Annotated in this window: 29 protein-coding genes and 3 tRNA genes; 17 read left to right on the top strand and 15 right to left on the bottom strand. The window is 68.1% G+C overall.

Annotated features, from left to right (window positions below; translation table 11 throughout):
* Positions 1–34: 34 nt before the first annotated feature.
* Both ACFO5K_RS17090 and ACFO5K_RS17085 read right to left on the bottom strand, forming a co-directional pair.
* The gene (locus ACFO5K_RS17090) at positions 35–241 is read right to left on the bottom strand and encodes a hypothetical protein (RefSeq protein ID WP_378563124.1); all 207 of its coding nucleotides are present in this window, start codon (positions 239–241) and stop codon (positions 35–37) included.
* An 86-nt stretch (positions 242–327) separates the two neighbouring features.
* Positions 328–537: a BldC family transcriptional regulator gene (locus tag ACFO5K_RS17085; protein ID WP_019049435.1), complete on the bottom strand. Its 210-nt coding sequence runs from the start codon at positions 535–537 to the stop codon at positions 328–330.
* Positions 538–700: 163 nt separating this feature from the next.
* Between ACFO5K_RS17085 and ACFO5K_RS17080 the strand changes: the two genes are divergently transcribed.
* From ACFO5K_RS17080 to ACFO5K_RS17060, 5 genes are all read left to right on the top strand, one after another.
* Entirely contained in the window at positions 701–1027 is a 327-nt protein-coding gene (locus ACFO5K_RS17080) for a DUF4229 domain-containing protein (protein ID WP_378563121.1), read from the top strand.
* A complete protein-coding gene (locus ACFO5K_RS17075) occupies positions 1024–2109 on the top strand; it encodes a PLP-dependent cysteine synthase family protein (protein ID WP_378563119.1) in 1086 nt (361 codons plus the stop codon). Before ACFO5K_RS17080 ends, ACFO5K_RS17075 begins: the two co-directional genes overlap by 4 nt.
* A gap of 119 nt (positions 2110–2228) precedes the next feature.
* Entirely contained in the window at positions 2229–2450 is a 222-nt protein-coding gene (locus ACFO5K_RS17070; RefSeq protein WP_378563116.1) for a helix-turn-helix domain-containing protein, read from the top strand.
* Complete coding sequence (locus ACFO5K_RS17065; protein WP_378563114.1) at positions 2450–3025, top strand: Clp protease N-terminal domain-containing protein; 576 nt, start codon at positions 2450–2452, stop codon at positions 3023–3025. Before ACFO5K_RS17070 ends, ACFO5K_RS17065 begins: the two co-directional genes overlap by 1 nt.
* 55 nt (positions 3026–3080) lie before the next feature.
* A complete protein-coding gene (locus ACFO5K_RS17060; protein WP_378563111.1) occupies positions 3081–3476 on the top strand; it encodes a phage holin family protein in 396 nt (131 codons plus the stop codon).
* A 20-nt stretch (positions 3477–3496) separates the two neighbouring features.
* Here the strand turns inward: ACFO5K_RS17060 and ACFO5K_RS17055 are convergent, their stop codons facing one another.
* The 5 genes from ACFO5K_RS17055 to ACFO5K_RS17035 all read right to left on the bottom strand — a co-directional run bounded on the left by ACFO5K_RS17055 (position 3497) and on the right by ACFO5K_RS17035 (position 7609).
* Positions 3497–4366 (bottom strand): 1,4-dihydroxy-2-naphthoate polyprenyltransferase, encoded by an 870-nt coding sequence (locus ACFO5K_RS17055; RefSeq protein ID WP_378563109.1) that lies wholly within the window; start codon positions 4364–4366, stop codon positions 3497–3499.
* Between the two features lie 37 nt (positions 4367–4403).
* Positions 4404–4862, bottom strand: a complete 459-nt coding sequence (locus ACFO5K_RS17050; protein ID WP_378563107.1) for an SRPBCC family protein — start codon at positions 4860–4862, stop codon at positions 4404–4406.
* Between the two features lie 61 nt (positions 4863–4923).
* Complete coding sequence (gene menE / locus ACFO5K_RS17045) at positions 4924–6048, bottom strand: o-succinylbenzoate--CoA ligase (protein ID WP_378563915.1); 1125 nt, start codon at positions 6046–6048, stop codon at positions 4924–4926.
* A 265-nt stretch (positions 6049–6313) separates the two neighbouring features.
* The gene (locus tag ACFO5K_RS17040) at positions 6314–6706 is read right to left on the bottom strand and encodes a VOC family protein (RefSeq protein ID WP_378563104.1); all 393 of its coding nucleotides are present in this window, start codon (positions 6704–6706) and stop codon (positions 6314–6316) included.
* Positions 6707–6715: 9 nt separating this feature from the next.
* Positions 6716–7609 (bottom strand): 1,4-dihydroxy-2-naphthoyl-CoA synthase, encoded by an 894-nt coding sequence (locus ACFO5K_RS17035; protein WP_378563102.1) that lies wholly within the window; start codon positions 7607–7609, stop codon positions 6716–6718.
* A gap of 141 nt (positions 7610–7750) precedes the next feature.
* Here ACFO5K_RS17035 and ACFO5K_RS17030 point away from each other — a divergent pair, with 141 nt between their 5' ends.
* From ACFO5K_RS17030 to menD, 3 genes are all read left to right on the top strand, one after another.
* The gene (locus ACFO5K_RS17030) at positions 7751–8197 is read left to right on the top strand and encodes a DUF6918 family protein (RefSeq protein ID WP_378563100.1); all 447 of its coding nucleotides are present in this window, start codon (positions 7751–7753) and stop codon (positions 8195–8197) included.
* A gap of 393 nt (positions 8198–8590) precedes the next feature.
* Positions 8591–8878 carry a hypothetical protein gene (locus tag ACFO5K_RS17025; protein ID WP_378563097.1) on the top strand — a complete coding sequence of 96 codons (288 nt, stop codon included), beginning with the start codon at positions 8591–8593 and terminating at the stop codon, positions 8876–8878.
* A 278-nt stretch (positions 8879–9156) separates the two neighbouring features.
* Entirely contained in the window at positions 9157–10788 is a 1632-nt protein-coding gene (gene menD, locus ACFO5K_RS17020; RefSeq protein WP_378563095.1) for a 2-succinyl-5-enolpyruvyl-6-hydroxy-3-cyclohexene-1-carboxylic-acid synthase, read from the top strand.
* Here menD and ACFO5K_RS17015 read toward each other — a convergent pair.
* On the bottom strand, positions 10785–11060 hold the full coding sequence (locus tag ACFO5K_RS17015; RefSeq protein ID WP_378563094.1) for a hypothetical protein: 276 nt from the start codon (positions 11058–11060) through the stop codon (positions 10785–10787). The genes menD and ACFO5K_RS17015 overlap by 4 nt on opposite strands.
* Before the next feature lie 144 nt (positions 11061–11204).
* On the opposite strand from ACFO5K_RS17015, the gene ACFO5K_RS17010 reads away from it, so the two are divergent.
* A complete protein-coding gene (locus ACFO5K_RS17010) occupies positions 11205–11798 on the top strand; it encodes a TIGR03086 family metal-binding protein (RefSeq protein ID WP_378563092.1) in 594 nt (197 codons plus the stop codon).
* 24 nt (positions 11799–11822) lie between these two features.
* On the opposite strand, the gene ACFO5K_RS17005 is transcribed toward ACFO5K_RS17010, so the two are convergent.
* Positions 11823–12458: a TetR/AcrR family transcriptional regulator gene (locus ACFO5K_RS17005; protein ID WP_378563091.1), complete on the bottom strand. Its 636-nt coding sequence runs from the start codon at positions 12456–12458 to the stop codon at positions 11823–11825.
* Positions 12459–12540: 82 nt separating this feature from the next.
* Here ACFO5K_RS17005 and ACFO5K_RS17000 point away from each other — a divergent pair, with 82 nt between their 5' ends.
* On the top strand, positions 12541–13587 hold the full coding sequence (locus ACFO5K_RS17000) for an aldo/keto reductase (RefSeq protein WP_378563089.1): 1047 nt from the start codon (positions 12541–12543) through the stop codon (positions 13585–13587).
* A 16-nt stretch (positions 13588–13603) separates the two neighbouring features.
* Here ACFO5K_RS17000 and ACFO5K_RS16995 read toward each other — a convergent pair whose 3' ends face one another.
* From ACFO5K_RS16995 to ACFO5K_RS16980, 4 genes are all read right to left on the bottom strand, one after another.
* Positions 13604–17890 (bottom strand): molybdopterin-dependent oxidoreductase, encoded by a 4287-nt coding sequence (locus ACFO5K_RS16995; protein WP_378563086.1) that lies wholly within the window; start codon positions 17888–17890, stop codon positions 13604–13606.
* Positions 17891–18088: 198 nt separating this feature from the next.
* Positions 18089–18802 carry a demethylmenaquinone methyltransferase gene (locus ACFO5K_RS16990; RefSeq protein ID WP_378563084.1) on the bottom strand — a complete coding sequence of 238 codons (714 nt, stop codon included), beginning with the start codon at positions 18800–18802 and terminating at the stop codon, positions 18089–18091.
* 33 nt (positions 18803–18835) lie between these two features.
* Positions 18836–19978 carry a glycosyltransferase family 4 protein gene (locus ACFO5K_RS16985; RefSeq protein ID WP_378563082.1) on the bottom strand — a complete coding sequence of 381 codons (1143 nt, stop codon included), beginning with the start codon at positions 19976–19978 and terminating at the stop codon, positions 18836–18838.
* 73 nt (positions 19979–20051) lie between these two features.
* A complete protein-coding gene (locus ACFO5K_RS16980) occupies positions 20052–20492 on the bottom strand; it encodes a DUF3592 domain-containing protein (RefSeq protein WP_378563079.1) in 441 nt (146 codons plus the stop codon).
* An 83-nt stretch (positions 20493–20575) separates the two neighbouring features.
* On the opposite strand from ACFO5K_RS16980, the gene ACFO5K_RS16975 reads away from it, so the two are divergent.
* Positions 20576–21091 (top strand): DUF2505 domain-containing protein, encoded by a 516-nt coding sequence (locus tag ACFO5K_RS16975; RefSeq protein ID WP_378563077.1) that lies wholly within the window; start codon positions 20576–20578, stop codon positions 21089–21091.
* A gap of 243 nt (positions 21092–21334) precedes the next feature.
* Here the strand turns inward: ACFO5K_RS16975 and ACFO5K_RS16970 are convergent, their stop codons facing one another.
* Complete coding sequence (locus ACFO5K_RS16970) at positions 21335–22600, bottom strand: geranylgeranyl reductase family protein (protein WP_378563075.1); 1266 nt, start codon at positions 22598–22600, stop codon at positions 21335–21337.
* 145 nt (positions 22601–22745) lie between these two features.
* Between ACFO5K_RS16970 and ACFO5K_RS16965 the strand changes: the two genes are divergently transcribed.
* Both ACFO5K_RS16965 and htpX read left to right on the top strand, forming a co-directional pair.
* The gene (locus ACFO5K_RS16965; RefSeq protein WP_378563072.1) at positions 22746–23768 is read left to right on the top strand and encodes a polyprenyl synthetase family protein; all 1023 of its coding nucleotides are present in this window, start codon (positions 22746–22748) and stop codon (positions 23766–23768) included.
* Positions 23769–23941: 173 nt separating this feature from the next.
* Entirely contained in the window at positions 23942–24802 is an 861-nt protein-coding gene (gene htpX / locus ACFO5K_RS16960) for a zinc metalloprotease HtpX (protein ID WP_378563070.1), read from the top strand.
* A gap of 15 nt (positions 24803–24817) precedes the next feature.
* Here htpX and ACFO5K_RS16955 read toward each other — a convergent pair whose 3' ends face one another.
* Positions 24818–25309 (bottom strand): YajQ family cyclic di-GMP-binding protein, encoded by a 492-nt coding sequence (locus ACFO5K_RS16955; protein ID WP_378563067.1) that lies wholly within the window; start codon positions 25307–25309, stop codon positions 24818–24820.
* Positions 25310–25485: 176 nt separating this feature from the next.
* On the opposite strand from ACFO5K_RS16955, the gene ACFO5K_RS16950 reads away from it, so the two are divergent.
* From ACFO5K_RS16950 to rpmG, 4 genes are all read left to right on the top strand, one after another.
* Positions 25486–25568: transfer RNA gene (locus ACFO5K_RS16950), tRNA-Tyr, on the top strand.
* Positions 25569–25804: 236 nt separating this feature from the next.
* Positions 25805–25877: transfer RNA gene (locus ACFO5K_RS16945), tRNA-Thr, on the top strand.
* Between the two features lie 59 nt (positions 25878–25936).
* Positions 25937–26012 (top strand) — tRNA-Met (locus ACFO5K_RS16940).
* Between the two features lie 36 nt (positions 26013–26048).
* Positions 26049–26219, top strand: a complete 171-nt coding sequence (gene rpmG / locus ACFO5K_RS16935; RefSeq protein WP_378563064.1) for a 50S ribosomal protein L33 — start codon at positions 26049–26051, stop codon at positions 26217–26219.
* The last annotated feature ends 84 nt before the right edge of the window (positions 26220–26303 follow it).

Genomic DNA, 26303 nt, shown 5'->3' with positions numbered 1-26303 from the left:
ACGTGGGTCTCACCGGCGGGCCCACGGTCATGATTCAGTGGTCGCCCGGACCGGTGTCATCGCGGTGTTGCTTGCCCAGACGCCAGAGGAATTCCGGGTCGTCGTCGGGGCCGAGCACCGGTCGACGGCGGGTGGGGCCGGAACCCGAACCGGAACCGGGTCCGGACTGGTCGGGGCCGAAAGCCTTCCAGCACAGTACCGCGATAGCCACGATCGCGATGAGTGCCAACAAGTACGTCACGTCGCTCACCTCCTGCTATCGAGGGTAGCCCCCCGGGCGGCGACGGGTGCGCGAGCCCGCTGACAGACTCGCGCCGCCGGATGAGATCAGCGTGGAGCTGCCTCGGTGGTGAGCGATTTGAGCAGCTGCAGAACCTCGGACTCGCGGAATCGGCGGTGTCCGCCCGGGGTGCGCAGCGAACCGAGCCTGCCCGCATGGGCCCACCGGGTGACGGTCTTGGGGTCTACGTGGAACATTGCGGCTACTTGGCCTGGTGTCAGCAGAGTGTCCTGGCCGCCGACGGTGATCGCAGTCATAGCTAACCTCTCCGTTCTCGACAGTTCCCTCATCAGATGGCGCCATCGTCGCACTGTGACCCCCACCTAGTCGAACCACCTACAGTTGGTAAAGGGGAAGTAATAGACAAATGCCGCGAACGGGGCCGTACGGGCCGATCGGGCGCGGGGTTAGGCTGTCAAGGTGAGTGAAGCAACTGGTCAGCAAGGTTCTGGTGCGGGTAAGCGGCTGTTCCGCAATCTGGCCCTCTACACGCTGGCCCGCCTCGGGCTGGTGGTGGTGATCGCCGCGGCGATCGTCGGTGTCGCCGCGCTCATCGGTGTCGACGTGCCGATCATCGTCGCGGTGCTGTTCGCGTTGATCGTCGCGATGCCGCTGTCGCTGACCCTGTTCAAGTCGCTGCGCACGAAGGTGAACGAGGACATCGCCGTCGTCGACGCGCGCCGTCGCGAAGACAAGGCGCAGCTACGGGCCCGGCTGCGGGGTGACGACGACGAGGCGTCGTCGTGAAATATCTCGACCGCAGCGCCCCGCGTGACTGGGTCGACAACGCGGTTCGCCTGATCGACGCCGATACCCAGCGTTCCGCCGACACCCACCTGTTGCGTTACCCGCTGCCCGCCGACTGGCCGGTGCAGCTGTATCTCAAGGACGAGTCGACCCACATCACCGGCAGCCTCAAGCACCGGTTGGCGCGGTCGTTGTTCCTGTACGCGATCTGCAACGGCTGGGTGACCGAGGGGACCACGGTCGTGGAGGCGTCGTCGGGGTCGACGGCGGTGAGTGAGGCCTACTTCGCGAAACTGCTCGGTCTGGATTTCGTCGCGGTGATGCCGGCGAGTACGTCGCCGCAGAAGGTCGCGCTGATCGAAGCCCACGGTGGTCGTTGTCATTTCGTGGAGCGCGCGCCCGAGATGTACACCGAGGCCAAGCGCCTGGCCGCCGAGTCCGGTGGGCATTTCATGGATCAGTTCACCCATGCCGAGCGGGCCACCGACTGGCGGGGCAACAACAACATCGCCGAATCCATTTTCGAGCAGCTCACTTTGGAGCAGCACCCGATTCCGGAGTGGATCGTGGTGGGGGCGGGGACCGGCGGCACCAGCGCCACCATCGGCCGCTATATCCGTTATCGCAGGCACGCGACGCGGCTGGCTGTCGTCGATCCCGAGCATTCGGCTTTCTACGGCGGTTACGAGACCGGTGACGCGGGGTATGAGACCGGAATGCCCTCGCGGATCGAGGGGATCGGGCGTCCGCGGGTGGAGCCGTCGTTCATCGGCCAGGTGGTGGATCGGATGATCGTGGTTCCTGACGCCGCCTCCATCGCTGCCACCCGGCATGCGAGTGCTGCCCTGGGGCGCCGGGTGGGCGGGTCGACCGGCACGAATCTGTGGGGCGCGTTCCATCTCGTCGCCGAACTGCTCACCGCGGGCCACAGTGGCAGCGTCGTCACGCTGCTGTGCGACGGCGGCGACCGGTACGCGGGCACCTACTTCGACGACGACTGGGTTCGGGGTCAGAATCTGGACCTGACCGGGCCGGCTGCTGTCCTCACCGAATTCGCCGCCTCGGGCCGCTGGAGCGCCTGACCCGCGTAGGCGTGCCGCGACTGCCGCCGCCATCTTCGTACCGCATGTAGCTGGCCCGTCGCAGCCTCGGTTGTCAATTTTTGTTGACAACTCTCGAATCGTCAATCAAAATTGACACCATGACCGATGCAACCACCCTCGCCTCAGCGGCAGGCAATCCCGACCCCGCGGTCGGCCTGCGCGCGGTACTCGCCCTGCGCCGACTCGCCGATCGGCTCGAAACCATCCAGGTGGCCAATGCCAGAGCCAACGGTTGGTCGTGGCAGGCGATCGCCGACGCGCTCGAGGTGAGCAAGCAAGCGGTGCATCAGAAACACAACCGGAAGGGCGGTACCCGCTGATGTTCGAGAAGTTCACCAAGAACGCCAAGGTGGCGGTGGTCATGGCGCAGGAAGAGGCCAAAGAACTCGGTGCCGAGCGCATCGGGCCCGAGCATGTGCTGCTCGGCGTGCTCGCCAGTCCCGAACCGGAACTGGTCACGGTGCTCGATGCGCACGGCATCACCGCCGAGACGGTCCGGGCCGCCGCAAGGGCGAACGGGGCTCCGCTCGGTGAAGACGACGCGGCGGCCCTGCGCTCGATCGGCATCGACCTGGACGCCGTACAGGCCAGTGTCGCCGAGAACTTCGGGCCCGAGGCATGGGATCGAGCCGATCCCGCACCCAAACGGGGCCTTCTCAGCCGGCTCATGGGCACCGACTGGGGGCACATCCCGTTCACCACCGAGGCCAAGAAATCACTCGAACTCGCGTTGCGTGAGGCGCTGCACCGCAAGGACCGCGAGATCACCTCGACACATGTGCTGCTCGGCGTCCTACGTGGCGCCGAACCGCCGACGGCCGAGCTGCTCGGCGGACGAGCCGGAATTTCCGCGCTGCGCGACGACATCTACGGCATGCTCGACCGCGCGGCCTGAAACCCGTTGTGTCGGACCCGCCGCGATGTCTGATTCCGGGCATAGCATTGCGGGTATGCAGCTAGCAATACGGTTGGTCATCAACGCCATAGCCCTGTGGGCTGCGGTCGCGTGGATCGACAAAATCGATGTCATCGTGCCGCCCGACTGGTCATCGGAGTGGGGCAACTGGGGCAAGGCCCTGGTCCTGCTCATCGTCGCCATCGTGTTCACCGCGGTCAACGCCGTGATCAAGCCGATCGTGAAACTCCTGTCGCTGCCGTTCGTGATCCTCACGCTCGGCCTGTTCCTGCTGGTGGTGAACGCGGGGATGCTGTGGCTCACCGCGAAGATCACCGAGGTGACCGACTACGGCCTGCGCGTCGACGGCTTCTGGGCCGCGGTGTGGGGCGGTGTGATCGTGATGCTGGTCAACTGGGTCCTCGGGATCCTGGTCCCCGACGGCGACTGACCGCGCCCGGTCCGTCGGGCTCAGCCGAGTCCGACGGCCAGCGCGCTCAGCACCGACCAGGCCAGCAGTGCCAGCCCGGAATCCCGCAGGGCCGGGATGAGGTCGAGCCCGCCCTTGCCCGCGCGCACGGGGCCATTGGCCTGCACGGCCAGCGGCAACGCCAGCAGCCCGGCCAGTGCCCACGGTGTGCGGGCCACCAGCGCCAGGCTGATCACGAACGGTGCGGCCAGCAGCACCAGGTGCAGAGTGCGCGTGCGAGCGTCGCCGAGTTTCACCGCGAGAGTGACCTTCCCGGATTCGGTGTCGGTGGGGATGTCACGCAGATTGTTGGCCACCAGCACCGCACTGGAGAACGCGCCCACCCCGATCGCGAGCAGCACGCCGACCCAGTCCACGCGCGACGCCTGCACGAACTGGGTACCGAGCACCGCGATCAGCCCGAAGAAAACGAACACCGCGATCTCACCGAAACCGCTGTAGCCGTAGGGCTTGCTGCCACCGGTGTAGAACCATGCGCCCGCCAGGCACAGCGCGCCCAGCAGCACCAGCCACCAGGCGGTGGTCGCGGCCAGGATCAGACCCGCGACGGCCCCGACGGTCAGGCTCAGCACGGCCGCGGTGCGCACCGCGGTGGGGGAAGCCAGTTTCGACCCGACCAGGCGCAGCGGACCCACCCGCTCGTCGTCGGTGCCGCGGATACCGTCGGAGTAGTCGTTGGCGTAGTTCACCCCGACGATCAGTGCCAGCGAAACCAGCAGCGCCAGTATCGCTTTCCACCAGAGGGCGCCGTCGATTGCGGCGGCGGCACCGGTGCCCGCGATGACCGGTGCGATCGCATTGGGTAGCGTCCGCGGTCGGGCGCCCTCGATCCATTCCGCAGCTGTAGCCATGTTCGAAGCCTAATGCGGCGCCGGCCGGGGGCGCCGCTCAGTCCGATTCGGCGACCGTCTTCAACCGCGCCAGACCCTTGTCGAAGTCCTTGCCGATGAGGTTGTCGATCGGGAACACCTTGCCGAGCACGCCCATCAGCCCGGAATGAGTGCCGGTCATCCGCCACGTGACCTCGGTGCCGGCCGGAACGGGCTCGAGGGTGAAGGTGACCATGTTGGTGGCCTTGAACGGTTTCTCGAAGTCCAGTTCGACGCCGACCTCGCGTTCGGCGTCGGCCTTGATCTCCATCGTGCCCGCTCCTGCCTTGCGGTTTCCGCGCCAGGTGTAGCGCGCGCCGACTCCGGCTTCGGGACCGGTGTAGGTGCGCATCAGTTGCGGGTCGGATCCCTCCCACGGCGACCACAGCCGCCACTGCCGGAAATCGTTGATGAAGCCGCGGATTCGTGCCGGCTCGGCGGCAATGACCGTTCGCCGGATCACCTCGAAGTCGCCCATGCGTTCAGCTTAGGACCAGGGTCTGGCGAAATCCGGCTCCCCGGCCGCCGGGGGCAGGTGGCTATCCGCCCTGCAGAAGCCGGCGCACTGCGGCCCGGTCGGGCTTGCCGGGGCCGCGTACGGGCATCTCCTCCAGCACCGCGAGCTCACGTGGCGCCGCGATGGAGTCGAGCTCGGCCACGACGTATCCGCGGATCTCGTCGAGCGTGGGCGAGGCGCCGGGCGCGGGCACGATCGCCACCGCCACCCGCTGACCCAGCCGCTCGTCGGGCAACCCGAGCACCAGGCACTCCCGAATGCCGGGGTGGGTGGCCAGCACGGCCTCCACCACCTGCGGGATCACCAGCAGACCGCCGGTCATGATGGCCTCGTCCAGGCGGCCGCTGATCGAGAGGACCCCGTTCTCGAAGGTGCCCGCGTCTTCGGTGCGGAACCAGCCGGGTTCGGCGAAGGCGGGATGGTCGGGCAGATTGCGGTAGCCGCGCGCGATCATCGCACCGCCGAGCACCACCCGCCCGTCCTCGATCCGCACTTCGGTGCCGTCGAGCGGAACGCCCTCGTAGACGCAGCCACCGCAGGTCTCGCTCATCCCGTAGGTGCGCACCACATTGATACCGGCCTCGTGGGCGCGGTCGTAGACGGGCAGCGGCGTGGCCGCACCGCCCACCAGCACAGCATCGAGTTCGGCCAGCGCCTTCGCGGCGATCGGCGAATCCAGGGCCTTGATCAGCTGGGTCGGAACCAGCGCGGTGTAGCGGCGTGGCCCGCGCATCGCGCCGACGGCACCGGCCAGCGCCTCGGGCAGGAACCCGCCAGACACGTCGAGCACGGTCGGTTCGGTCCCGGCCAGGATGCTGCGCAACAGCACCTGGATGCCGGCGATGTGATGAGTCGGCAGGGCCAACAACCAGCTACCCGGTCCGCCGAGCCGCTCGTGGGTGGCGGTTCCGCTGGCCCGCAGGGCTTCCGCGCCCAGCAGCGCGCCCTTGGGGATGCCGGTGGTGCCGGAGGTCGTCACGACCAGCGCGACGTCGTCGTCGATCGGATCGCCGGGCTTGAGCGCGTCGGAGAGCCTGCGGGCCTCGCGCCGGTCGGTGGTGGGGATCGGCAACCACGCCGGGCCGCCGCCGTCGAGGGCTTGACGCAGGTGGGGGAGCACTTCTCCGACACCGGAACCGGTGGGCATCTGCAGCGTCCGCAAGGTTTTGCTCACGCCAACACCTCCGGATACAGCTTGCTGCGCTCCCTCACGACTTCGATCGTGTCATGCGAGCGACAAGACCCGGCCAACGGGTCGGTTTGCCGGGAGACGGGTCGGAAAAGCCAGCCATAGCGTCCGCGATTCGGTAGGTGGACAGAACTCGCTGCGCGGTCCGGACGACGGCGGTCGGGCGCGTACCGGCCACTATCGTGCTCGCCCGCGCGCGCCCGGGCAACTCGGGGCCGCGCGCTCACTCCGGGGACCAGCGTGGGTCCCGCCGGATCGGATGTTCGGCGGGAACTTCCACCAGCACGATCGGCACGCCGTCCGGATCACGCACCCACATCTCCCGCAGCCCCCACGGCTCGAGCTGCGCCGCCCGCTCGATGGCAATCCCCTTCCGCACCAGTTCCGCCGCCGCGTCGGCCAGGTCGCGCACCTGCAGCCAGAGGGCACCGTGGAAGGTGCCCGGCTGCCCGCTGCCGCCGTGCGCGGCGACCTCGACCAGTGACTGCCCGGCGAAGAACACCGTGCCGCCCGGGTACTCCCGGGCGATCGCCAGGCCGAGGCCGTCGCGATAGAACTCCATCGTGCGGGCATAGTCGCTGGGCCGCACGATGATCCGGCTGTTGAGAATGTCCACGGCTCGTCCTCAGAAGTACCAGGGGTAGGGGGCCCAGTCGGGCTTGCGCTTCTCCAGGAACGCGTCACGGCCTTCGACCGCCTCGTCGGTCATGTACGCCATCCTGGTGGCCTCGCCGGCGAAGAGTTGCTGGCCGACCAGACCGTCGTCGAGCAGATTGAACGCGTACTTCAACATACGCTGTGCCTGCGGTGATTTGCCGTTGATCTCGGCGGTCCACTCGAGCGCCACGTTCTCCAGTTCGGCATGGTCGACGACCTTGTTCACCGCACCCATCTGATGCATCTCCTCGGCGGTGTAGGGCCGGCCGAGGAAGAAGATCTCGCGGGCGAACTTCTGGCCAACCATCTTGGCCAGATACGCGCTGCCGTAACCGCCGTCGAAGGAGCCCACATCGGCGTCGGTCTGCTTGAACCGCGCGTGCTCGCGCGAGGCCAGTGTCAGATCGCAGACCACGTGCAGACTGTGTCCGCCGCCGGCCGCCCAGCCGTTCACCAGGGCGATCACGACCTTGGGCATGAAGCGGATCAGTCGCTGCACTTCCAGGATGTGCAGCCGGCCCGCGCGGGCGGAGTCGATCGTGTCGGCGGTCTCGCCTTCGGCGTACCGGTAGCCGTTGCGGCCGCGGATGCGCTGGTCGCCACCGGAACAGAAGGCCCAGCCACCGTCCTTGGCGCTCGGCCCGTTTCCGGTGAGCAGCACCGCGCCCACGTCCGGCGACATGCGCGCGTGTTCGAGCGCGCGATACAGCTCGTCGACGGTGTGCGGACGGAACGCGTTGCGCACCTCGGGCCGGTCGAACGCCACCCGCACCGTGCCCTGCTCGATGTGCCGGTGATAGGTGATGTCGGTCAGGTCCTCGAACCCGGGGACGGTCTGCCACAGCTTCGGATCGAAAGTCACGACCACGATTATCGCCCTAGTTCCGGGCCGCTCGGTAGGAGGCCGGGATCGCCCGGCTCCAGCGGTCGGCGCGTGTTCTGCGGGGGTGGTGCGTATAGTGGCGCCTGCTCGTTCATCGAACCGATCCGGAGGAACCTGAAAGTGGTTGCAGCGCTGTCTGAATCCCTGCTCGACGACACCAAGCGTCCGGCTTTCCTAGCTGACGCCGTCGAGGTTCTCGACGCCGAGGTCTCGGACAAAGGTGGTGCGTCCGGCCTGGCGGTGAAGGGTGGTTACGCGGCGGTCAAGAAGATCAGCCCGACCATCGTTCCCGACGCGCTGGCCTCGCTGGCGCCGAAGCTGCTCGATCAGCTCCAGCCGTACTGGGCCGAATTCACCACCTCCGGCACCGGTACGTTCGCCGATCTGCTCGGGGCCAAGTCCGACGAGGTCGCCGAGTCACTGCTGGCAGTCACCGATGCCCGTGCCGAGGCGTCCACCCGTCCCGCGCTGAAGAAGGTTTACGCCTCGATGCGCGGTTCGGCCAAGAAGCATGTCATCGAGGCCCTGCCTCGCGTGGCCGACCTGGTGCAGAAGCACGCGGGCTGAGCAATAGGCGGGTAGCCCCGCCACGATCGTCGCGTCGAGGGCCGGTGTGAGTTCGGGTGACCGAACCACACCGGCCTTTCGCATGTCCGGTGACGATCCTCACCCTGGTGGCGCAACGAGTCGGCGGCCACACCGGAATCCCGGTCAACGGTTAATTCCGCGGTGCGTAGTGTGAGGCAAATTACCCGCACGGTGAACGGCAGGAAAATTGCGGGTGGCCGCGTATTCGGCGGCGCCCCGGACGCCTCGCGAACGACTGGCTATTGCCCGCACGCATCGATTACGTTGCCCCTGAGCGGTTCCGAAACAGGAATGGCTTCGCAGCGGAAATCCCCTTCCGCTCGGTTCAGAGGAAATGACTGCATTGTGCAGGTCGAAAGGAAGTTCGGTCACATGATCTCTCGTAAGACCCTCGCCGCCACCGGTGCTGCCGCTGCCGCCGCCGTCATGTTCTTCGGTCCGGCCGGTGTCGCCGGCGCCGAGACCGAGTCGGGTTCGGCCTCCGGTTCCGCCGAGCTCGCGGAGCTGTCCTCGGGTTCGGCCGACGTGCTCACCGGTTCGTCCGCGGGTTCGAGCGTGCTCGAGTCGGGCAGCTCCGCCATCGACAGCGGCACCTCCGCCATCGTCAACATCATCGAGTCGATCACCGGCATCCAGGACCTCACCGCTCCGGCCGAGTGAACTGAACAGCAGCACGGTCTGCCCCATTGCGGGGTCGACCACGAATCCGGCGACGGGCCCACGGGCGCGGCGCCGGATTTCTTTTATGAATTCTGGCTTTGCGAAGTGATGAACGACTTTCGAGTAGCCATATGAATAGTCGTGCATCTCGCAGCCATTCTGTGAAATCGTCCGGCAAACCATCGGCGGGTTCTGTGCCGGTGTGCCGACGTGTGTGGTGATGCAGCCAACGCGGGCCGGGGGGAGACGGGCGCGACCAGGTCTGACAGGCTGTGATTGTGAATCCGTCTACTGCGCAGGCACGAGTGGTCGTCGACGAGCTCGTCCGCGGTGGTGTCCGCGAGGTGGTGCTGTGCCCCGGATCGCGCAACGCGCCGCTGGCTTTCGCCCTGCAGGCCGCCGATGTGGCCGGGCAGCTGCGGCTGCACATGCGCATCGATGAGCGCACCGCCGGATTCCTCGCGATCGGCCTGGCGACGTCCTCGGGTCGGCCCGTGCCGGTCGTGATGACCTCCGGTACGGCGGTCGCGAACCTGGCGCCCGCGGTGCTGGAAGCCAACTACGCCCGGGTGCCGCTGATCGTGGTCAGCGCGAACCGGCCCTACGAGATGCTGGGCACCGGCGCCAATCAGACGGTGGAACAACTCGGCCTGTTCGGCTCCCAGGTGCGCGCCACGATCAGTCTCGGGCTCGCCGAAGCCGAGGTGGGCGAGGCGAGCTATCCGCGCCAGAACAGCGTCTGGCGTTCGACGGTGTGCCGGGTGCTGGCCGCCGCGCGCGGCACTCGTTCCGGCAACGCCGGCCCGGTGCAGTTCGACATTCCACTGCGCGAACCGCTGGTCCCCGAACTCGCCGACGACCCGTTGCCCGCCGGGCGCGCGGAGGAACGGCCGTGGACCGCCACCCAGTACGCCACCCTCGATGTGCCGCTCGACATCGACCTCACGCCCGACACGGTCGTCATCTCCGGCCACGGCGCCGGTCTGCGTCCCGAACTGGCCGCGCTGCCGACCGTCGCCGAGCCCACCGCGCCGATGCACGGGCCCGCCCTGCACCCGCTCGCGTTGTCGTTGCTCGCACCGACGCAAGCCATCATCACCGGGCGCCCGACCCTGCACCGGCAGGTCTCGCGGGTGCTCGCCGACCCGAATATCACCGTTTTCGCGCTCACCACGGGGCCGCGCTGGCCCGATGTCTCCGGCAATGTCGTCGGCACGGGCACCCGCGCGGTGACCAGCGGCGCGCCGGACCCGGCCTGGCTGGCCCGCTGTGCGGAACTGAACCGGCAGGCCGTGGCCGTGGTGCGCGACGAGCTCGCCGACCACCCCAAGGCGACCGGTCTGCACGTGGCCGCCGTCGTCATGGACGCCCTGCGTGACGGCGACCAGTTGCTGCTCGGTGCGTCGAATCCGGTGCGTGACGCCGCGCTGGTGTCGAGCCCGCGCCCCGGCGTGCGGGTGCTGTCCAACCGCGGTGTCGCCGGAATCGACGGTACGGTCTCGGGCGCGGTCGGTGCCGCCCTGGCCCATTCCGGGCGCACCATCGCGCTGATGGGCGACCTGACCTTCCTGCACGACGCGTCCGGCCTGCTGATCGGTCGCGGCGAACCCCGCCCGGCCAACCTGACGATCGTGGTGGCCAACGACGACGGCGGCGGCATCTTCGAACTGCTCGAACAGGGCGACCCGCAGTACGCGGGCGTGTTCGAGCGAGTCTTCGGCACCCCGCACGGCATGGATCTGGCCGCCCTGTGCGCCGCCTATCGTATTCCGCACCGTGGCGTGGACCCCGGCGAACTGGCCGTGGAACTGGCCGCCGACGCGCACAGGTTGCGGGTGCTCGAGGTCGCTACCGAACGCTCCAGCCTGCGCGAACTGCACGCCACCGTGCGCGCGAAGATCGCGGGCTAGCCCTCGTCGTCGTCGGCTTCGGTGAATCCTTCGGCGCTGTCGTCGAACGGCACGGGGATGGTCTGCTCGATCACGTCCGCCTCGTTCGCGGTGTCGGCGTCACGGTCGACATTTGCCGCCATCTCGTCGGTGTAGTCGCCATCGCTGTGATCGGCCGCGTCGGCGAAGGCCGGATCGTCGGGGTCGTTGTCGTGGAAGACCGACTGGGCCTGTTCGACGCGGTCGGCCTCGGGAACCTCGTCCAGCGGGCTGGCGATGTCGTAGTCGGCCATCGGTGTTCCTCCACTCGTCGTCGATTGCTCGGACGTGGTGCGCTGTCCAGCGTGCGCCGATCTCGCCCGCTCGGCAACCCGCACCGATGAGTTCGGCGCCCGGTTGTCGTCTGCACGAGTAAAGGTCCGTCCGAAGGAGTGCTCATGGAGCCGCAGTTCGATTTCACGCCCGCCGCCCGCTCGCTCGCCGCGGTCGTCGACGGGATCGCCGATGACCAGCTCGAAGCCGCCACACCGTGCGCCGAGACGACTGTGGGGGCACTGCTCACCCACGTCGTCGGCCTGAGCGAGGCTTTCCGGCAGGCCGCCACCAAGGAGTCGGTGGGTTCCTCGGCCGCGCCGACACTCGACGAGTCGCTGCCCGCCGACTGGCGCACCCGCATCCCCGCTCGGCTCGACGCGCTCGTCGCCGCCTGGCGCGCGCCCGAGGCGTGGGACGGCGACACCGAAGCCGGTGGCGTGGTGATGCCCGCCGCGGTGATGGCGATGGTCGCGCTCGACGAGCTCGTCATCCACGGTTGGGACCTGGCCGTCGCCACCGGTCAGCAGTTGGCCGTCGATCCTGCCGACCTGGCGATTCTGCTCGAGTTCCTGCGTGAGACCGACCCAGCCGGCACGCCCGGTCTGTTCGGTCCGGTGCTCGCGGTCACCGACGACGCGCCGGCCTTCGATCGGCTGCTCGGGCTCACCGGGCGCGATCCCGGCTGGCGGGTGCCGGGCGGCGCTCCGGTGCGGTGAGGTCCCGAGCTGGGCGACGCGTTGTCACGACGGCTGCCCCGCCCAGTCGTCGACGATGAACGTTCCGGCGATGGTGGCCACGGTGGCGGCGCGGGCGGAGCGGTCGGCGACGTCCTCGTCGATCGGATCGCCGCTGGCCAGCAGGTGGTAGTAGAGCGGTGCCGACACCGCTGACAGCACGGCCCGCGGGTCGGTGCCCACGGGTGCCTCGCCGCGGACGACGGCGTTCTCGACGCAGGGCGCCCACTCCTCGAGGCGGGTGTCGTAGAAGGAGTGCAAGGCGGCCGCGGTCGCCGGGTCGGCGGCCGCGGCGGCGATCACGGCACGGAACAGGTTGCCCTGGCGTGGGTCGGTGAGGGTCTTCGCCACCAGCCGGGCGTTGGCGGTCAGGTCGTCGAGCAGGGTGCCGGTGTCGGCGCGGGGCAGCGATTGTTCGGCCATCTCGACCAGCAGATCGGCGACCAGACCCGCCGGTGTGCGCCAGCGACGGTAGACGGTGGTCTTGCCGACTCCGGCCGCGGTGGCCACCTCCGACAGGTCGAGGCCGGTGAGGCCGCGGTCGGCGAGGACGTCACCGGTGACTCGCAGCACGGATTCGCGCACACGTGCGGTGCGTCCACCTGGGCGGACAGAGCCAGGCCAGGCAATGTCGTGATTCATAACGGAACTCCTGTTTCATTTGTCGCCGGTTCGGTGTACTGTCGGAGGCGTTAACGAAACTATAAACCCTTTAGGAGTTCCCATGGAGTACCGGCGGCTCGGCGCATCAGGTCTGCACGTTCCCGCACTCGGTTTCGGTGCGGGTACCTTCGGCGGGCGCGGCGCCCTGTTCAGCGCGTGGGGCGATACCGATGCCGCCCAGGCCAGGCGACTGGTCGACATCAGCCTGGACGCGGGCGTCACCCTCTTCGACACCGCCGACGTCTACTCCGACGGCGCCTCGGAGGAGGTGCTCGGCGCGGCGATCAAGGGCAGGCGTGAGCAGGTGTTGCTGTCCACCAAGTCGGCGTTGCCCACCGGCCCCGGCCCGCACGAAGCGGGATCGGGCCGGGCCAGGCTGATCCGCGCCGTCGATGCCGCGTTGCGCCGGCTCGGCACCGACTACCTCGACTTGTTCCAGCTGCACGCCTACGACGCCGGCACGCCACTGCTCGAAACCCTGACGGCGCTCGACGATCTCGTGCGGGCGGGCAAGATCCGCTATCTCGGCGTCTCCAATTTCGCCGGCTGGGAGCTGATGAAGACACTGGCCACCGCGGAGACAGGCGGCCTGGTGAAGCCGGTGGCGCATCAGGTGTACTACTCGCTCGTCGGTCGCGACTACGAGTGGGAGCTGATGCCGCTGGGCGCGGACCAGGGGGTGGGTGCGGTCGTGTGGAGTCCGCTCGGCTGGGGTCGGCTCACCGGAAAAGTTCGTCGCGGTCAACCGCTTCCGGCGGGCAGCCGGTTGCACGAGACCGCGCAGGCGGGTCCGCCGGTGGCGGACGAACACCTCTACGACGTTGTCGACGTGCTCGACCGCATCGCCGTCGACACCGGCCGCAGCGTTCCCCAGATCGCCTTGAACTGGTTGCTCACCCGTCCCACGGTCGCCACCGTGTTGATCGGCGCCCGCAACGAGGAGCAGTTACGTCAGAACCTCGGCGCCGTAGGTTGGCAGCTCGACCCCGAACACCTCGCCGCCCTGGACGCCGCCAGCGCGACGACACCCCCGTACCCCTACTACCCGTACCATCGGCTCCCGGACTTCGCCCGGCTGAACCCGCCGACGATCGCCCGCGCGGCCTGACCGCCCTGCCCTCCGGTCAGTACACGTCGCGCACGTAACGCTTCTCGGCCACGAGCTGTTTCTTGAAGGCCAGGGCACCCGCCTCGTCCAGGTTTCCGTGGATCCGGGCTATCCGCACCAGGGTGTCGTCCACATCCTTGGCCATGCGGGCCGCGTCGCCGCACACATAGAAGTGGGCGCCGTCGCACAGCCAGGACCACAACTCGGCGCCGTGCTCGATCATCCGGTGCTGCACGTAGATCCGCTCCCGCTGATCACGTGAGAAGGCCAGGTCGAGTCGTGTGAGGAAGCCGTCGCGGAACATGTCCTCGAGTTCGCCGCGGTAGTAGAAGTTCTGGGCGGCGTGCTGCTCGCCGAAGAACAGCCAGTTGCGTCCGGTCGCGCCGACGGCCCGGCGTTCGTGCAGAAAACCGCGGAAGGGAGCGATGCCCGTACCGGGGCCCACCATGATCATCGCGACGTTCGGGTCCAGCGGTGGGCGGAAGTGCGGGGCGCGCTGCAAGAAGATGGGTACCTCGGTGCCGGCGCGGTCGGCGAGGAAGGTCGAGCACACCCCGCCGCGGGGCGCCGAACTGCCGACCGGGTCGCCATAGCGCACCACCCCGACTGTCAGCTGTACCTCGTCCGGGGTGGTGAGCGGACTGGACGAAATCGAATATTGGCGCGGTTGCAGCTTTTTCAGCACGCCGAGCCAGTCGACGAGATCGGTGTGCACGGGGAAATCGCGCAGCACGTCGACGGCCTGGCGGTCCCACAGGTAGCTCGCGAGTTCGTTGCGGTTGTCGCGGCGCAGCAGTTTGGCCAGCTGTGGATGTGGATTGTGTTCGGCCAGGAAACCGAGCAGATCCTGACTCACCTTGGTGATGTCGTAGTGCGTGCGCAGTGCGTCGGTGAGGGTGAGTTCCCGTTCGTCCAGCTCGATCACCCGTCGACCGTCCAGACCGGTGGCGGCCAGCCATTCCGCCACCAGGGCGGGGTTGTTGGCGGGCAGCACACCCAGCGAGTCGCCCACCTCGTAACCGGCTTCGAGGTTGTGCAGGTCGAATCCGAAGCGACGCACCTCCTTTTGGGAGCCCGGGGCACTGAGGATTTCGTTGCGCATCAGGGTGGCGCGGACCGGGGACCGGCGGGTGAACGGGGCGGTGGCACTGGACGCACGGTCGGGGGCGGGAGCCTGCGGTCGGTCGAGCACAGTCGCACCACCTCGGCCGCCGGGGGAGAGTGAGCCGCCGGTCGAATGCGGAGGGAACGGTGTGTGATTCGCGGAGGTGAGGTGTGCGGTGCCGTTCAGCGCGAGCCCGGCAGGTGCCGGACCGGTGCTCGGCACATCGGGGGAGGAGGGGTTGTCGTACGGGCTACCGCCGGGAGTTTCGCCATGAGGTGCGGCGTCGGTGGCGGTGAGGGTGGTGAGTACGTCATCGAGCCACTGCTCGGCGGTGTCGGTGTATTCCGGTTCGCTGTCGACGCGGGGGAGTAGCCGGTGTGCGCCGCGCTCGGCGAACAAGGTGTCGAGTCGGCGGCCGTGGCCGCAGAAGTCGTCGTAGGAGCTGTCGCCCAGGGCGAACACCGCATAGCGCACGCTGTGGAGCCGGTCGGTGCTGTCTCCGAGCCGGGTCGAGAAGTCGGCACCGTTGTCGGGTGGGCCACCGTCGCCGAAGGTGCTGGTGACGATGAGCAGGTCACCGGTGAGGGCCGACACCGCACAGGAATCCATGTCGAGCACCGTGGGCGCGAAACCGGACGCCGACAGGCGGGCCGCGACGGTGGTGGCGAGCTCTTCGGCGTTGCCGGTCTGGGAGGCCCACAGGACCGTCACCGGTGCGGTGGTGGGCACCGCGTCGCCGCTGGAAGCGGGCGCGATGGTGGTGGCGCGCGAATACATGCCGGCCAGCAATCCGTCGACCCACAGCCGCGACTGTGTCGACAGCGGCGCGGTTTCGGGTAGCACCGGCTGGCCGACCACCGGAAACGATTGCAGTGCCGCGAGATAACCGCCCAGATAGATACGTTCGGCCTCGCTCAGTGTCGGCGCCGTGCCGGCATCGAGGCCGAGGAGGCCGGCCAGCGGGTGCTCCGGCTGCTCTGTGGGCAGGGCCGGCGCCTGCTCGGGTTCGGCGGCGGGACCGACCCGGCGCAGCGCCACCGCGCAGGCTTTGAACTCCGGCTGTAGCGAAGCCGGGTCCACCGCGTCATTGGTCACCGCGTTGATCGTCAGATATTCGCCCTGTTCGTCGTTCCAGTGGAAAGGAGCAAAACAATCACCGGGTCGCACTCGATCACTGATCCGCACAGGCAGTACCGCCCGGCCGCGGCGCGAAGCGATTTCGAGCTGATCGCCGGTTCGCAGGTCCAGGCGCTGGGCGTCGTCGGGATGCACCTCGACGAACGGCGCGCCGGTGAGCTTGGTCAACTTGGCCACCTTGCCCGTCTTGGTCATGGTGTGCCACTGATGCTGCAACCGGCCGGTATTGAGCAGGAAGGGGTAATCGTCATCCGGCAGTTCGGCCGCGGGCAGGTGCGGGCGGGGGAAGAACACCGCGCGCCTGCTGGGGGTGGCGAAAGCGAGTCGCGGGGTGGTGCCGTCGGGCTCCACGTGCAGCGGTTGGTGGGCGCCGTCGTTGAGGTAGCGGATCGGGTTGCGCGGCGAATCGCTGTCTTTGCACGGCCACTGCATCGGTCCCTCCCGCAGCCGGTCGTAGGTCATGCCGCTCAGGTCGTAGCCGGTGGCCGGATTGCCGAACTGCCGCAGCTCGGCGAAAACCTCAGCGCTCGAGGCGAAATCGAAGCCGGGGAAACCCATGGCGGTGGCGACCTGCGCAATCAGCAACCAGTCCGGCCGGGCGTCACCGACCGGGTCCACCGACTGCTGCAGCAGCGTCACCGTACGTTCCGAATTCACCATCACAGCATCGGCTTCGGCCCACAGGGTGGCGGGCAGCAGCAGGTCGGCGTAAGCATTGGTGGCGGTTTCGGCGTAGGCGTCCTGGACCACCACCAGTTCGGCCGCTTCCAGCCCGGCGATCACCGTCTTGCGGTTGGCCACGGTCGCGACCGGATTGGTGCAGATGATCCACGCGGCCTTGATCTCGCCGTCGGCCAGCCCGCGGAACATGTCGATGGTGCCGGGGCCCGACTCGGTACGCAAGGTGTCGGCGGGCAGGTCCCATGCCGTCTCGACGAAGGCGCGGTCGATGGGGGACAGCAGGCTGCGCTGCCCGGGCAGACCGGGCCCCATATAACCCATCTCGCGGCCGCCCATGGCATTGGGCTGGCCGGTCAGCGAGAACGGGCCGCTGCCCGGACGGCAGATCGCCCCGGTCGCCAGGTGCAGGTTGATCAGGGCATTGGTGTTCCAGGTGCCGTGCGTGGACTGGTTGAGCCCCATCGTCCACAGCGACATCCACGCATCGGCCTCGGCGATCATCGACGCGGCGGTGCGGATATCGGCCTCGGCCAGACCGGTCAGTTCGGCCACCCGGTCCGGCGGATAGTCGGCGAGGAAGGCCGGCATCGCGTCCCAGCCCTCGGTGTGCGCGGCGATGAAGTCGGCATCGATCGCTCCCTCGGCCACGAGCAGGTGGAGCAGGCCGTTGAGCAGCGCCAGGTCGGTGCCCGGCGCGATCTGCAGGAACAGGTCGGCGCGGGCCGCGGTCTCGGTGCGGCGCGGGTCGACCACGATGAGCCGGGCACCGGCCTTGAGCCGCTCGGCCATCCGCAGGTACAGGATCGGATGGCAGTCGGCCATGTTCGCGCCGCTGACGAAGAACAGATCGGCGTGGGCGAAGTCGTCATAGGAGCCCGGTGGCCCGTCGGCGCCGAGCGACTGCTTGTAGCCGGTGCCGGCGCTGGCCATGCACAGCCGCGAGTTGGCTTCGATGTGCTTGGTCCGCAGATAGCCCTTGGCCAGCTTGTTCGCCAGGTACTGGGCTTCGAGCGACATCTGGCCGGAGACGTAGAGGGCGATGGCGTCGGGGCCGTGCTCGTCGAGGATCGCGCGCAACCGGGTGGCGGTCTCGTGCACCGACTCGTCGACCGGGAGCGGGACCGGAACCTGACCGCGTTCCGGGCGCCGGTAGGCGGTGTCCATCCGGCCGGGAGCGGCCATCATCTCCGCGTGGGTCGCGCCCTTGGTGCACAGTCGGCCCGCGTTCGCCGGGTGCAGTTTGTCGCCGCTCACCTTGGCGATCACTCGCGAGCCCGACTGATCAGTCTTGGTCTGGACTGTTATTCCGCAGCCGACGCCGCAATACGAGCACTGCGTACGCACAGTGTCCTCGCCGCGGATGTCAGCTTCCCCTGTCATGCCACGATCATCCGCACTCGGCATTGCGCACGATTTACCGAACGTTATGTCCAAGTGACAATCGACCTCACGCGTCAAAATTTCGGCTGTGAGGTAGGTGCGCGAATATCGCCGCTGATCAGGCGAGATTCCGGAGTGCCGCCTCGGACGTGCGCCGGTCCCGGGGTGACCGGTCTCACCCCCACCCGGCGCGGGTTCTCAGCCCAGCTTGTAACCGCGATGCAGTGCCACCACACCACCGGTGAGATCACGCCACTGCACCGAATCCCACCCCGCCTCGGCGATGCGCCGACCCAGCCTGCGCTGGTTGGGCCACGCGCGGATCGACTCGGCCAGGTACACGTAGGCGTCCGGATTCGAGCTCACCGCCCGCGCCACCCGCGGCAGCGCTTTCATCAGATACTCCATGTACAGGGTGCGGAACGGACCGAACACCGGGGTGGAGAACTCACACACCACGAGCCGGCCGCCGGGCTTGGTCACCCGCAGCATCTCCCGCATCGCCAGGTCGATATCGGCGACATTGCGCAATGCGAAGGAGATGGTGACGGCATCGAAGGAGTCGTCGGCGAAGGGCAGCGCCATCGCGTCGCCCGCCACCATCGGCAGCTGCCGGAACCGGCCCGCCGAGAGCATGCCCTGAGAGAAGTCGGTGGCCACACACCAGGCGCCGGACTTGCCGAGCTCCACGGTCGAGACACCGGTGCCCGCGCCGAGATCGAGCACCCGCTCGCCGGGGCGCAATGCCAGCGCTCGTCGCGTCGCCCACCGCCAGTAACGGTCCTGGCCACCGGAGATGACCGTGTTGGTGAGGTCGTAGCGCTTCGCCACACCGTCGAACATCGACGCGACCTCGTGGGGTTTCTTGTCCAGCGAAGCCCGAATCGGTTCCCGCTGCTCTGTTGTCGCCACGATCCGAGCTTATCGGTCCGCGCCCGCAACCTTCTAGGCCGAGCGCGGCAATCGGTCCCGGGTGCCGGCGACATCGGCGTAATGGCTCATCAGCTCGGTACAGATGGCGGGCCAGGTGCGGTGCAGCACCGATTTGCGTGCCGCCGCCGAGAACCGCGCGCGCTGCTCACCGTCGCGCAGCGCCGACACCGCACTGGGCAGCAACTCGGCGAACCGGTCCACCGGCAGCAGATACCCGTTGCGGCAGTGCGCGATCAGATCACGCGGGCCACCCGCGTCGGGTCCGATCACCGGCACCCCGGCCGAGAGCGCCTCCTGCACGCCCTGGCAGAAGGTTTCGTGCTCGCCCGGATGCACCATCACGTCGAGGCTGGCGTAGTGCTCGGCCAGTTCGCTGCCGCCGAGCTCACCCGTGAACACCGCGGTGGGCAGCAGTTTGCGCAGCCGGGCCCGCTCGGGCCCGTCACCGACCACCACCAGCTGGATCGACGGGTCACCGGCGAGCGCGGCCAGCCGCTCCACATGCTTTTCCGGTGCCAGCCTGCCGACGAACCCGACGACCAACCGGTCACCCGACCCGAGCCAGCTCGCCCGCAACTCGGCACTGCGCGCCGCCGGATCGAACCGGGCGATGTCGACACCCCGCCCCCACCGGCGCACCCGCGGAATGCCGTGTTCGGCCAGATCGGCGGCAGCGGCCGACGATGGTGCCAGCGTGCGTGTGGCGCCCTCGTGAATGCGCCGCGTCCACGCCCACGCCGCCCGCGCGGCCAACCCCAGCCCGTAGCTCTTGGCGAAACCGGCCACATCGGTCTGGTACACCGCGACCGTCGGCAGATCCAACCGGGTCGCCGCGGCGAGACCGCCCGCACCGAGCAGGAACGGGGAGGCCAGATGCACGACGTCCGGGTCGAATTCGGCGATCGCCGCGGTGATGCCCGGCTGTGGCAACCCGACCGGCAGCGAACTCACCTTCGGCACCATCATCGCCGGCACCCGGTGCACGGGGAAGCGGCCGTGGCGGCGCGGGGCCGGCGGGGCGCCGCGCAGTGTGTCGGGCGCCACGATCATCGCCTCGTGGCCGTGCCGGTCCAGATGCTCGAGCACCCGCAACACGGAATTGACGACGCCGTTCATGTTCGGCAGGAAAGACTCCGAGACGATGGCTACGCGCACCTTCTCAGGGTGACCGCCGCACCGCACCACCACACCCACACCGACGTGAAGGCCGAACGAACAGCAGACGAACCTACGCTCGGCGCTGCTTGCGCCGCACCAGCCACAGCGCGGGCAACGCCATCGCCCACACCACCACGATCACCGAGCCCGCCGGGACGATCGCCACCCGTGCGTCGCGTCCGGCCACCCGCACCAGATCGGGATCGCGCGTGCTGTATTCGACGTTGATCCGCTGTCCGGCGGTCAGATTCGTCGGGTACAGGATCCCGACCTTCGGGTTGTGGGTCACGCTGTCGGGCGTCACGTACATGACCGCCGAACGCAGCCGGCCCGCCGAGAGCACTTCCCCGGCGGTGACCCCACGGTTGCTTTCGATCTCGTAGTCGTTGCGCCAGGCCGCCAGCACCAGCAACACCATCAGCACGCTGATCACCGTCGCGGTGCCGAGCACGCCGATACGCACCCGCCGCAGGCGCTTGCTCCGCCTGTCCGACTGGCTGGTTTCCGACACCCCCGACACAGTACCGGCCATCCGGAAACCAGCAGTTTCAGGCTGAGAGCCCACGCACGCCGGCACGCCAATAGCATGTCGGCATGTCCCGAAAATTCAGCTTCACCGTGCCTTATTCCGTCCCGGTCGAAGATCTTCACCGGGCTCTCGTCGACGATGCGGTGTGGCAGCAGCGGTTCGCCGCCGCCGACACCGCCACCATCGAACTCTCCCATCCCGACGGCCCGGACTCGATCCGCCTCGAGATGACCGAAACCCCAGGTCAGGACAAGGTGCCCGGCCTGGTACGCAAGGTGCTCAAGAGCGATCTGGTGCTCTCGCGCATCGACTCCTGGCAGCCGCTGCACGGCGAGACCGCCAAGGGCAGCTTCACCGGCCGCACCGGCGGCATCAACACCGAGATGTCGGGCACCTACGAACTGCGCCCGACCGCCGAGGGCAGCGAGATCGAGGTCGTCGGCACGGTCACGGTGAAGGTTCCGCTGGTGGGAGGCGCTATCGAACCGCTGGCCGAACAACTCCACCAGCGAGTGCTCAACAGCGAACGCAAATTCATCGAAGGCTGGTGCTCGCCCGCCTCCCCGAGTACGCAGGCCTGATGTAGTTCCGCCTCCCCGGGTACTCAGGCCTGATCCAGGTGCGGGGGGCCTGTGGAGGCGGCAAGCTTTGGGGCGTGGCGGGGTTGGTCCGTCCCCGGTGAGTTACCCATGTGCTCACCTGCTGCTCCGCCACCTCCGGCCAGATTCAGGGGCGGGGAGAGCTCGGGAGGCGGCCAGCTCTGGGCGCGTGAGGGGTTAGCGCGTCCCCCTGAGTCGCCTATGTTCTGGCGTGCTGTTTTCGCCTCAGGTGAAGGGTGCGAGTTCGTCGGCGCGTAGGGAGGTGCGGCCCGCCGTCCGCCAGAGGTGGGCGGTGAGGTCGAGGTCCTCGTCGGTCACCAGGTTGCCCATCACCCGGACGGCGGTGCGCTGCAGGTATTTCGAGCGCATCACCGGCGGACCACCCAGTGGCACCATCTTCGGGTGGGTGGCCAGCGCGGCCAGCCTGCGCGCCACCGAGAAGGTGCGGCCGTAGCGCTCGCGCAGCAGCTGCGGCCACACCGCGGACAGGTCGGGTTCGTCCAGCATTCCGGCGAGCAGGTGACCGCCTTCGAGGCCGTAGTCGATGCCCTCACCGTTGAGCGGGTTCACGCAGCCGGCGGCGTCGCCGACGAGCACCCAGTTCCGGCCGGCCACGTTCGAGACCGCGCCGCCCATCGGCAGCAGCGCCGAAGCCACCGCCCGCAGTTCTCCGTCGAGTTCCCATTCTTCACGGCGCAACCGGGTGTAGTGCTCGAGCAGTGGTTTGAGTGCCACATGGGAGGGCCGGGCCTCGGTGGCCAGCGAGCCGACGCCGATGTTCACCTCACCGTTGCCGAGCGGGAAGATCCAGCCGTATCCGGGCACCAGGTCGTCGGCGGCGTTGCGCAGCTCCAGGTGCGAGGAGATCCACTGGTCGTCGCTGCGCCCGGACTTGATGTAGGCGCGGGCGGCGGTGCCGTAGGCGTAGCGGCGATGCCAGGTGCGGCCGAGCTGTTTGCCGATGGGCGAACGCACCCCGTCGGCCACCACGAGCACTCGGCAGCGCACCGTGTGGGTGGTCTCGCCGATGCGCACCGACACCCCGGCGACCCGGTCGCCTTCGCGCAGCACTTCGGTCACTTTGGCGCCGTCGACCATCCGGGCGCCGGATTTGATCGCCGTCTCCCGCAGGGTGTTGTCGAGTTCTGTTCGGGGCACGGCACTTCCGTAGGTCGGAAACGACCCGCCCGGCCACGGCAGCAGCGCCTCGCGCCCGAAACCCGCCATCCGCAGGCCGTGGTTCACCGTGTGCGCGCGCAACCACTCGCCTAGGCCCAGATGTTCCAGTTCGGCGGTGGCGCGCGGGGTGAGTCCGTCGCCGCAGGTCTTGTCGCGCGGGAACACCGCCGAATCGAGCAGCAGCACATCGCGTCCGGCGCGCGCGGCCCAGGCCGCCGATGCGGAGCCGGCCGGTCCGGCCCCGACTACCAGCACCTCCACGGCGGCGGGCAGCGGAGCACGGTCGGCGGGGGTGAGATCCGGTGAACCCATGGCTCAATAGTGGCACCCCCGGCCGCTGTGCGAGAGTGTCGGGTACACCGGGAATTGTGACCGTGTGACGGGGTTCATCGGCTGTGGCGCCGTCACACGCTAGGTTGCTACCCGTCGGGGTCGGACGCATCGCTGGGAGAAGATTATGAGCACATCGGCTGTGAGCGACGAGAGCACCGTGGTTGCCGGAGTTGATCTCGTCGATCCGGAACTCGCCGCCACTGTGCGCGAGGGCCTGGCCGCGGTCGAGAAGTTGCTCGTCGACGAACTCTCCGACGGTGCGGACTTCCTGCAGGAAGCGGCTCTGCACCTGGCCCGGGCAGGTGGCAAACGGTTCCGGCCGCTGTTCACCGTGCTCACCGGCCAGCTCGGCCCCGAGCCCACCGACCCGGCACTTGTCACCGCGGGCACGGTCGTGGAACTCGTGCACCTGGCCACTCTCTACCACGACGATGTGATGGACGAGGCCACCCAGCGGCGCGGCGCGGAGAGCGTCAACTCCCGCTGGGGCAACAACATCGCGATCCTGGCCGGCGACTATCTGTTCGCCCACGCCTCGCGCCTCACCTCCACGCTGGGCCCGGACGCGGTGCGCATCATCGCCGAAACCTTCGCCGAGCTGGTCACCGGGCAGATGCGCGAAACCATGGGCGCCAAGAAAACCCAGGATCCGGTCGAGCACTACTTGCGGGTGGTGTGGGAGAAGACCGGTTCGCTCATCGCCGCCGCGGGTCGTTTCGGCGGCACGTTCTCCGGTGCGGGCACCGATCATGTCGAGCGACTGGCCCGCCTCGGTGACGCCGTGGGCACCGCCTTCCAGATTTCCGACGACATCATCGACATCTCGTCCTCGGCCGAGCAGTCCGGCAAGACTCCGGGTACCGACCTGCGCGAAGGCGTGCACACCCTGCCGGTGCTCTACGCCCTGCGCGAGGCCGGCCCCGACGGCGACCGCCTGCGCACCCTGCTCGACCACCCGTTGCAGACCGACGCCGAGGTCGACGAAGCCCTGGAATTGCTGCGCCGCTCACCGGGCATGGCCATGGCGAAGAAGAAGCTCGCCGAATACGCCGATCTCGCTGACACCGAACTCGCCGCCCTCCCCGCAGGCCCCGCCAACGACGCCCTCACCCGCCTGGTCCGCTACACCATCGAACGCGTGGGCTGACCAGGAACCAACGCCGCCCGGCGCTCGTTGTTCTCTCGCGACGAAGCGACAGGTCTCGTCAGCACATGGGTTACTCGCCGGGTACGCCCAGCACGTTTCCCGTGGTCAACCGCAGGCCCGACGCCTGACGAACGAAGCGCCTGACGACCGGCACAAGGCGCGGGGAGGCGGAAATGCCCAATGGGATCAAGACCTTCGGTTTGATGGTCGGGATGTCGGCGCTCATCGTCGCTGTCGGGGCGATGTTCCGCAGCCCGGTGACCCTGCTGATCTCGGTCGTGCTCGCGGTCGGCATGAACGCCTACGCGTACTTCAACAGCGACAAACTGGCGCTGAAGGCGATGCACGCCCAGCCGGTGAGCGAGCTGGAAGCCCCGGTGATGTACCGGATCGTGCGCGAGCTCGCCACCACGGCCCGCCAGCCCATGCCCCGGCTCTATATCAGTCCCACCAACGCCCCCAACGCGTTCGCCACCGGCCGTAATCCGCGCCACGCCGCGGTGTGCTGTACGAGCGGGATTCTGCAATTGCTCGACGAGCGGGAGTTGCGGGCGGTGCTCGGGCACGAGTTGTCCCACGTCTACAACCGCGACATCCTGATCTCCTCGGTCGCCGGCGCCATGGCTTCGATCATCACCGGTCTGGCGAATCTGGCGTTCTTCGCGAGCTCGTTCGGCAGTCGCGACGGTCAGGGGCCCGGCATCATCGGGGTGCTGCTGGTCTCGCTGCTCGGCCCGATCGCGGCCGGTCTGGTCAAGATGGCGGTGTCGCGCTCACGCGAGTATCAGGCCGATCAGTCCGGTGCCGAGCTCACCGGCGACCCGTTGGCGCTGGCGGCGGCGTTGCGCAAGATCGAACGCGGCGTGCAGGTGGCCCCGCTGCCGCCCGATCCCAAGCTCACCAGCGAGTCGCACCTGATGATCGCCAACCCGTTCCGCGCGGGCGACCGGATCGCCCGCTGGTACTCGACCCACCCGCCGATGGACGAGCGGATCAAGCGCCTCGAGGAAATGGCGGGCCCTACCGACCGATAGCGGCCGGTCGGCGGGTCAGCGGTAGTTGACGAACTGCAGGGCGATTCCGAAGTCCTCGCCCTTGAGCAGCGAGATCACGGCCTGTAGATCGTCGCGCTTCTTGCTGCTCACCCGCAGCTCCTCGCCCTGGATCTGGGCTTTGACGCCCTTGGGGCCCTCGTCGCGGATCTTCTTGGAGATCTTCTTCGCCTTCTCGGTGTCGATGCCCTGCACCAACGTGCCGGTGATCTTGAAGATCTTGCCCGAGGCCTGCGGGTCGCCCGCATCGAAAGCCTTGAGCGAGATATCGCGCCGGATCAGCTTTTCCTTGAACACGTCGAGTGCCGCCCGCACTCGTTCCTCGGCGTTGGCGGTCACCACGATGGCTTCCTCGCCCGACCACGCGATCGACGCGTCGGTGCCCTTGAAGTCGTAGCGGGAGTTCAGCTCCTTCTCCGCCTGGTGCAGCGCGTTGTCGACCTCCTGTCGGTCGACCTTGCTCACCACGTCGAATGACGAATCAGCCACACTGCGCTCCTGTCCTGTGAAGGTCCGGCAAAACTGCGCGACCGGATGCACCGGCCACCGAACAGTTGTACCCGTAGGGGTGGGGAACCCGTGCTCGCAGGGGTCCTGTGCAGGCGGTTTGCATCACCCCGGTGGGTTCGTTGTAAGCTGCTCAGCGCACCGGCAACGGCGCACACGGCAGATTGCCCGAGCGGCCAATGGGAGCGGACTGTAAATCCGTCGGCGAAAGCCTACGTAGGTTCGAATCCTACATCTGCCACAAGAACCCCGTCGATCACAGATCGGCGGGGTTCTTTGCTCGGTGCACCCGTCCGCGCGATCCGGGGTAGCCTCGACGGCGACACTGCGGGCCCAGCCGGTCGAGGGCCCGTAAAAACCGGCTCTCACCAGGCGATTTGGTGCTCTACTGAAGAAGTGTGTAATCTCTTTCAGGACGCCGGAGCACGGGGTCGCTCTGATCGGTTCGCCGAACAAGACTCTGTGCCACGTAGTCATGCCCCCTTAGCTCAGTCGGCAGAGCGTTTCCATGGTAAGGAAAAGGTCAACGGTTCGATTCCGTTAGGGGGCTCGCCGGATTGCCGGTGGTGACCGACTTTCCCGCCGGCATCATCGTAATAGGTCCGCCGTGGCGGTGTAGCTCAGTCGGTAGAGCAAACGACTCATAATCGTTGTGTCGCCGGTTCAAGTCCGGCCATCGCTACCAATAACGACTCAGCCCAGACCGGAAAGAAGGCATATCGTGGCCGCGAAGTCCACCGATGTCCGGCCAAAGATCACCTTGGCCTGCGAAGAGTGCAAGCACCGCAACTACATCACCAAGAAGAACCGGCGCAACGACCCGGACCGCCTCGAGCTGAAGAAGTTCTGCCCGAACTGCGGAACTCACCGGTCGCACCGCGAGTCGCGCTGACCCTCCAGAACATCTGCCTCAGGCCGGACGAAAGTCCGGCCTTTGTGCGTTTTACGGGACCGGTCTCCGGCGAATCACCATGAC

Source organism: Nocardia halotolerans (assembly GCF_042650145.1).
Classification (GTDB): Bacteria; Actinomycetota; Actinomycetes; order Mycobacteriales; family Mycobacteriaceae; genus Nocardia; species Nocardia halotolerans.
Note: the sequence above shows the minus strand (reverse complement) of the source record. Positions and strands in the feature narration are given on the sequence as shown.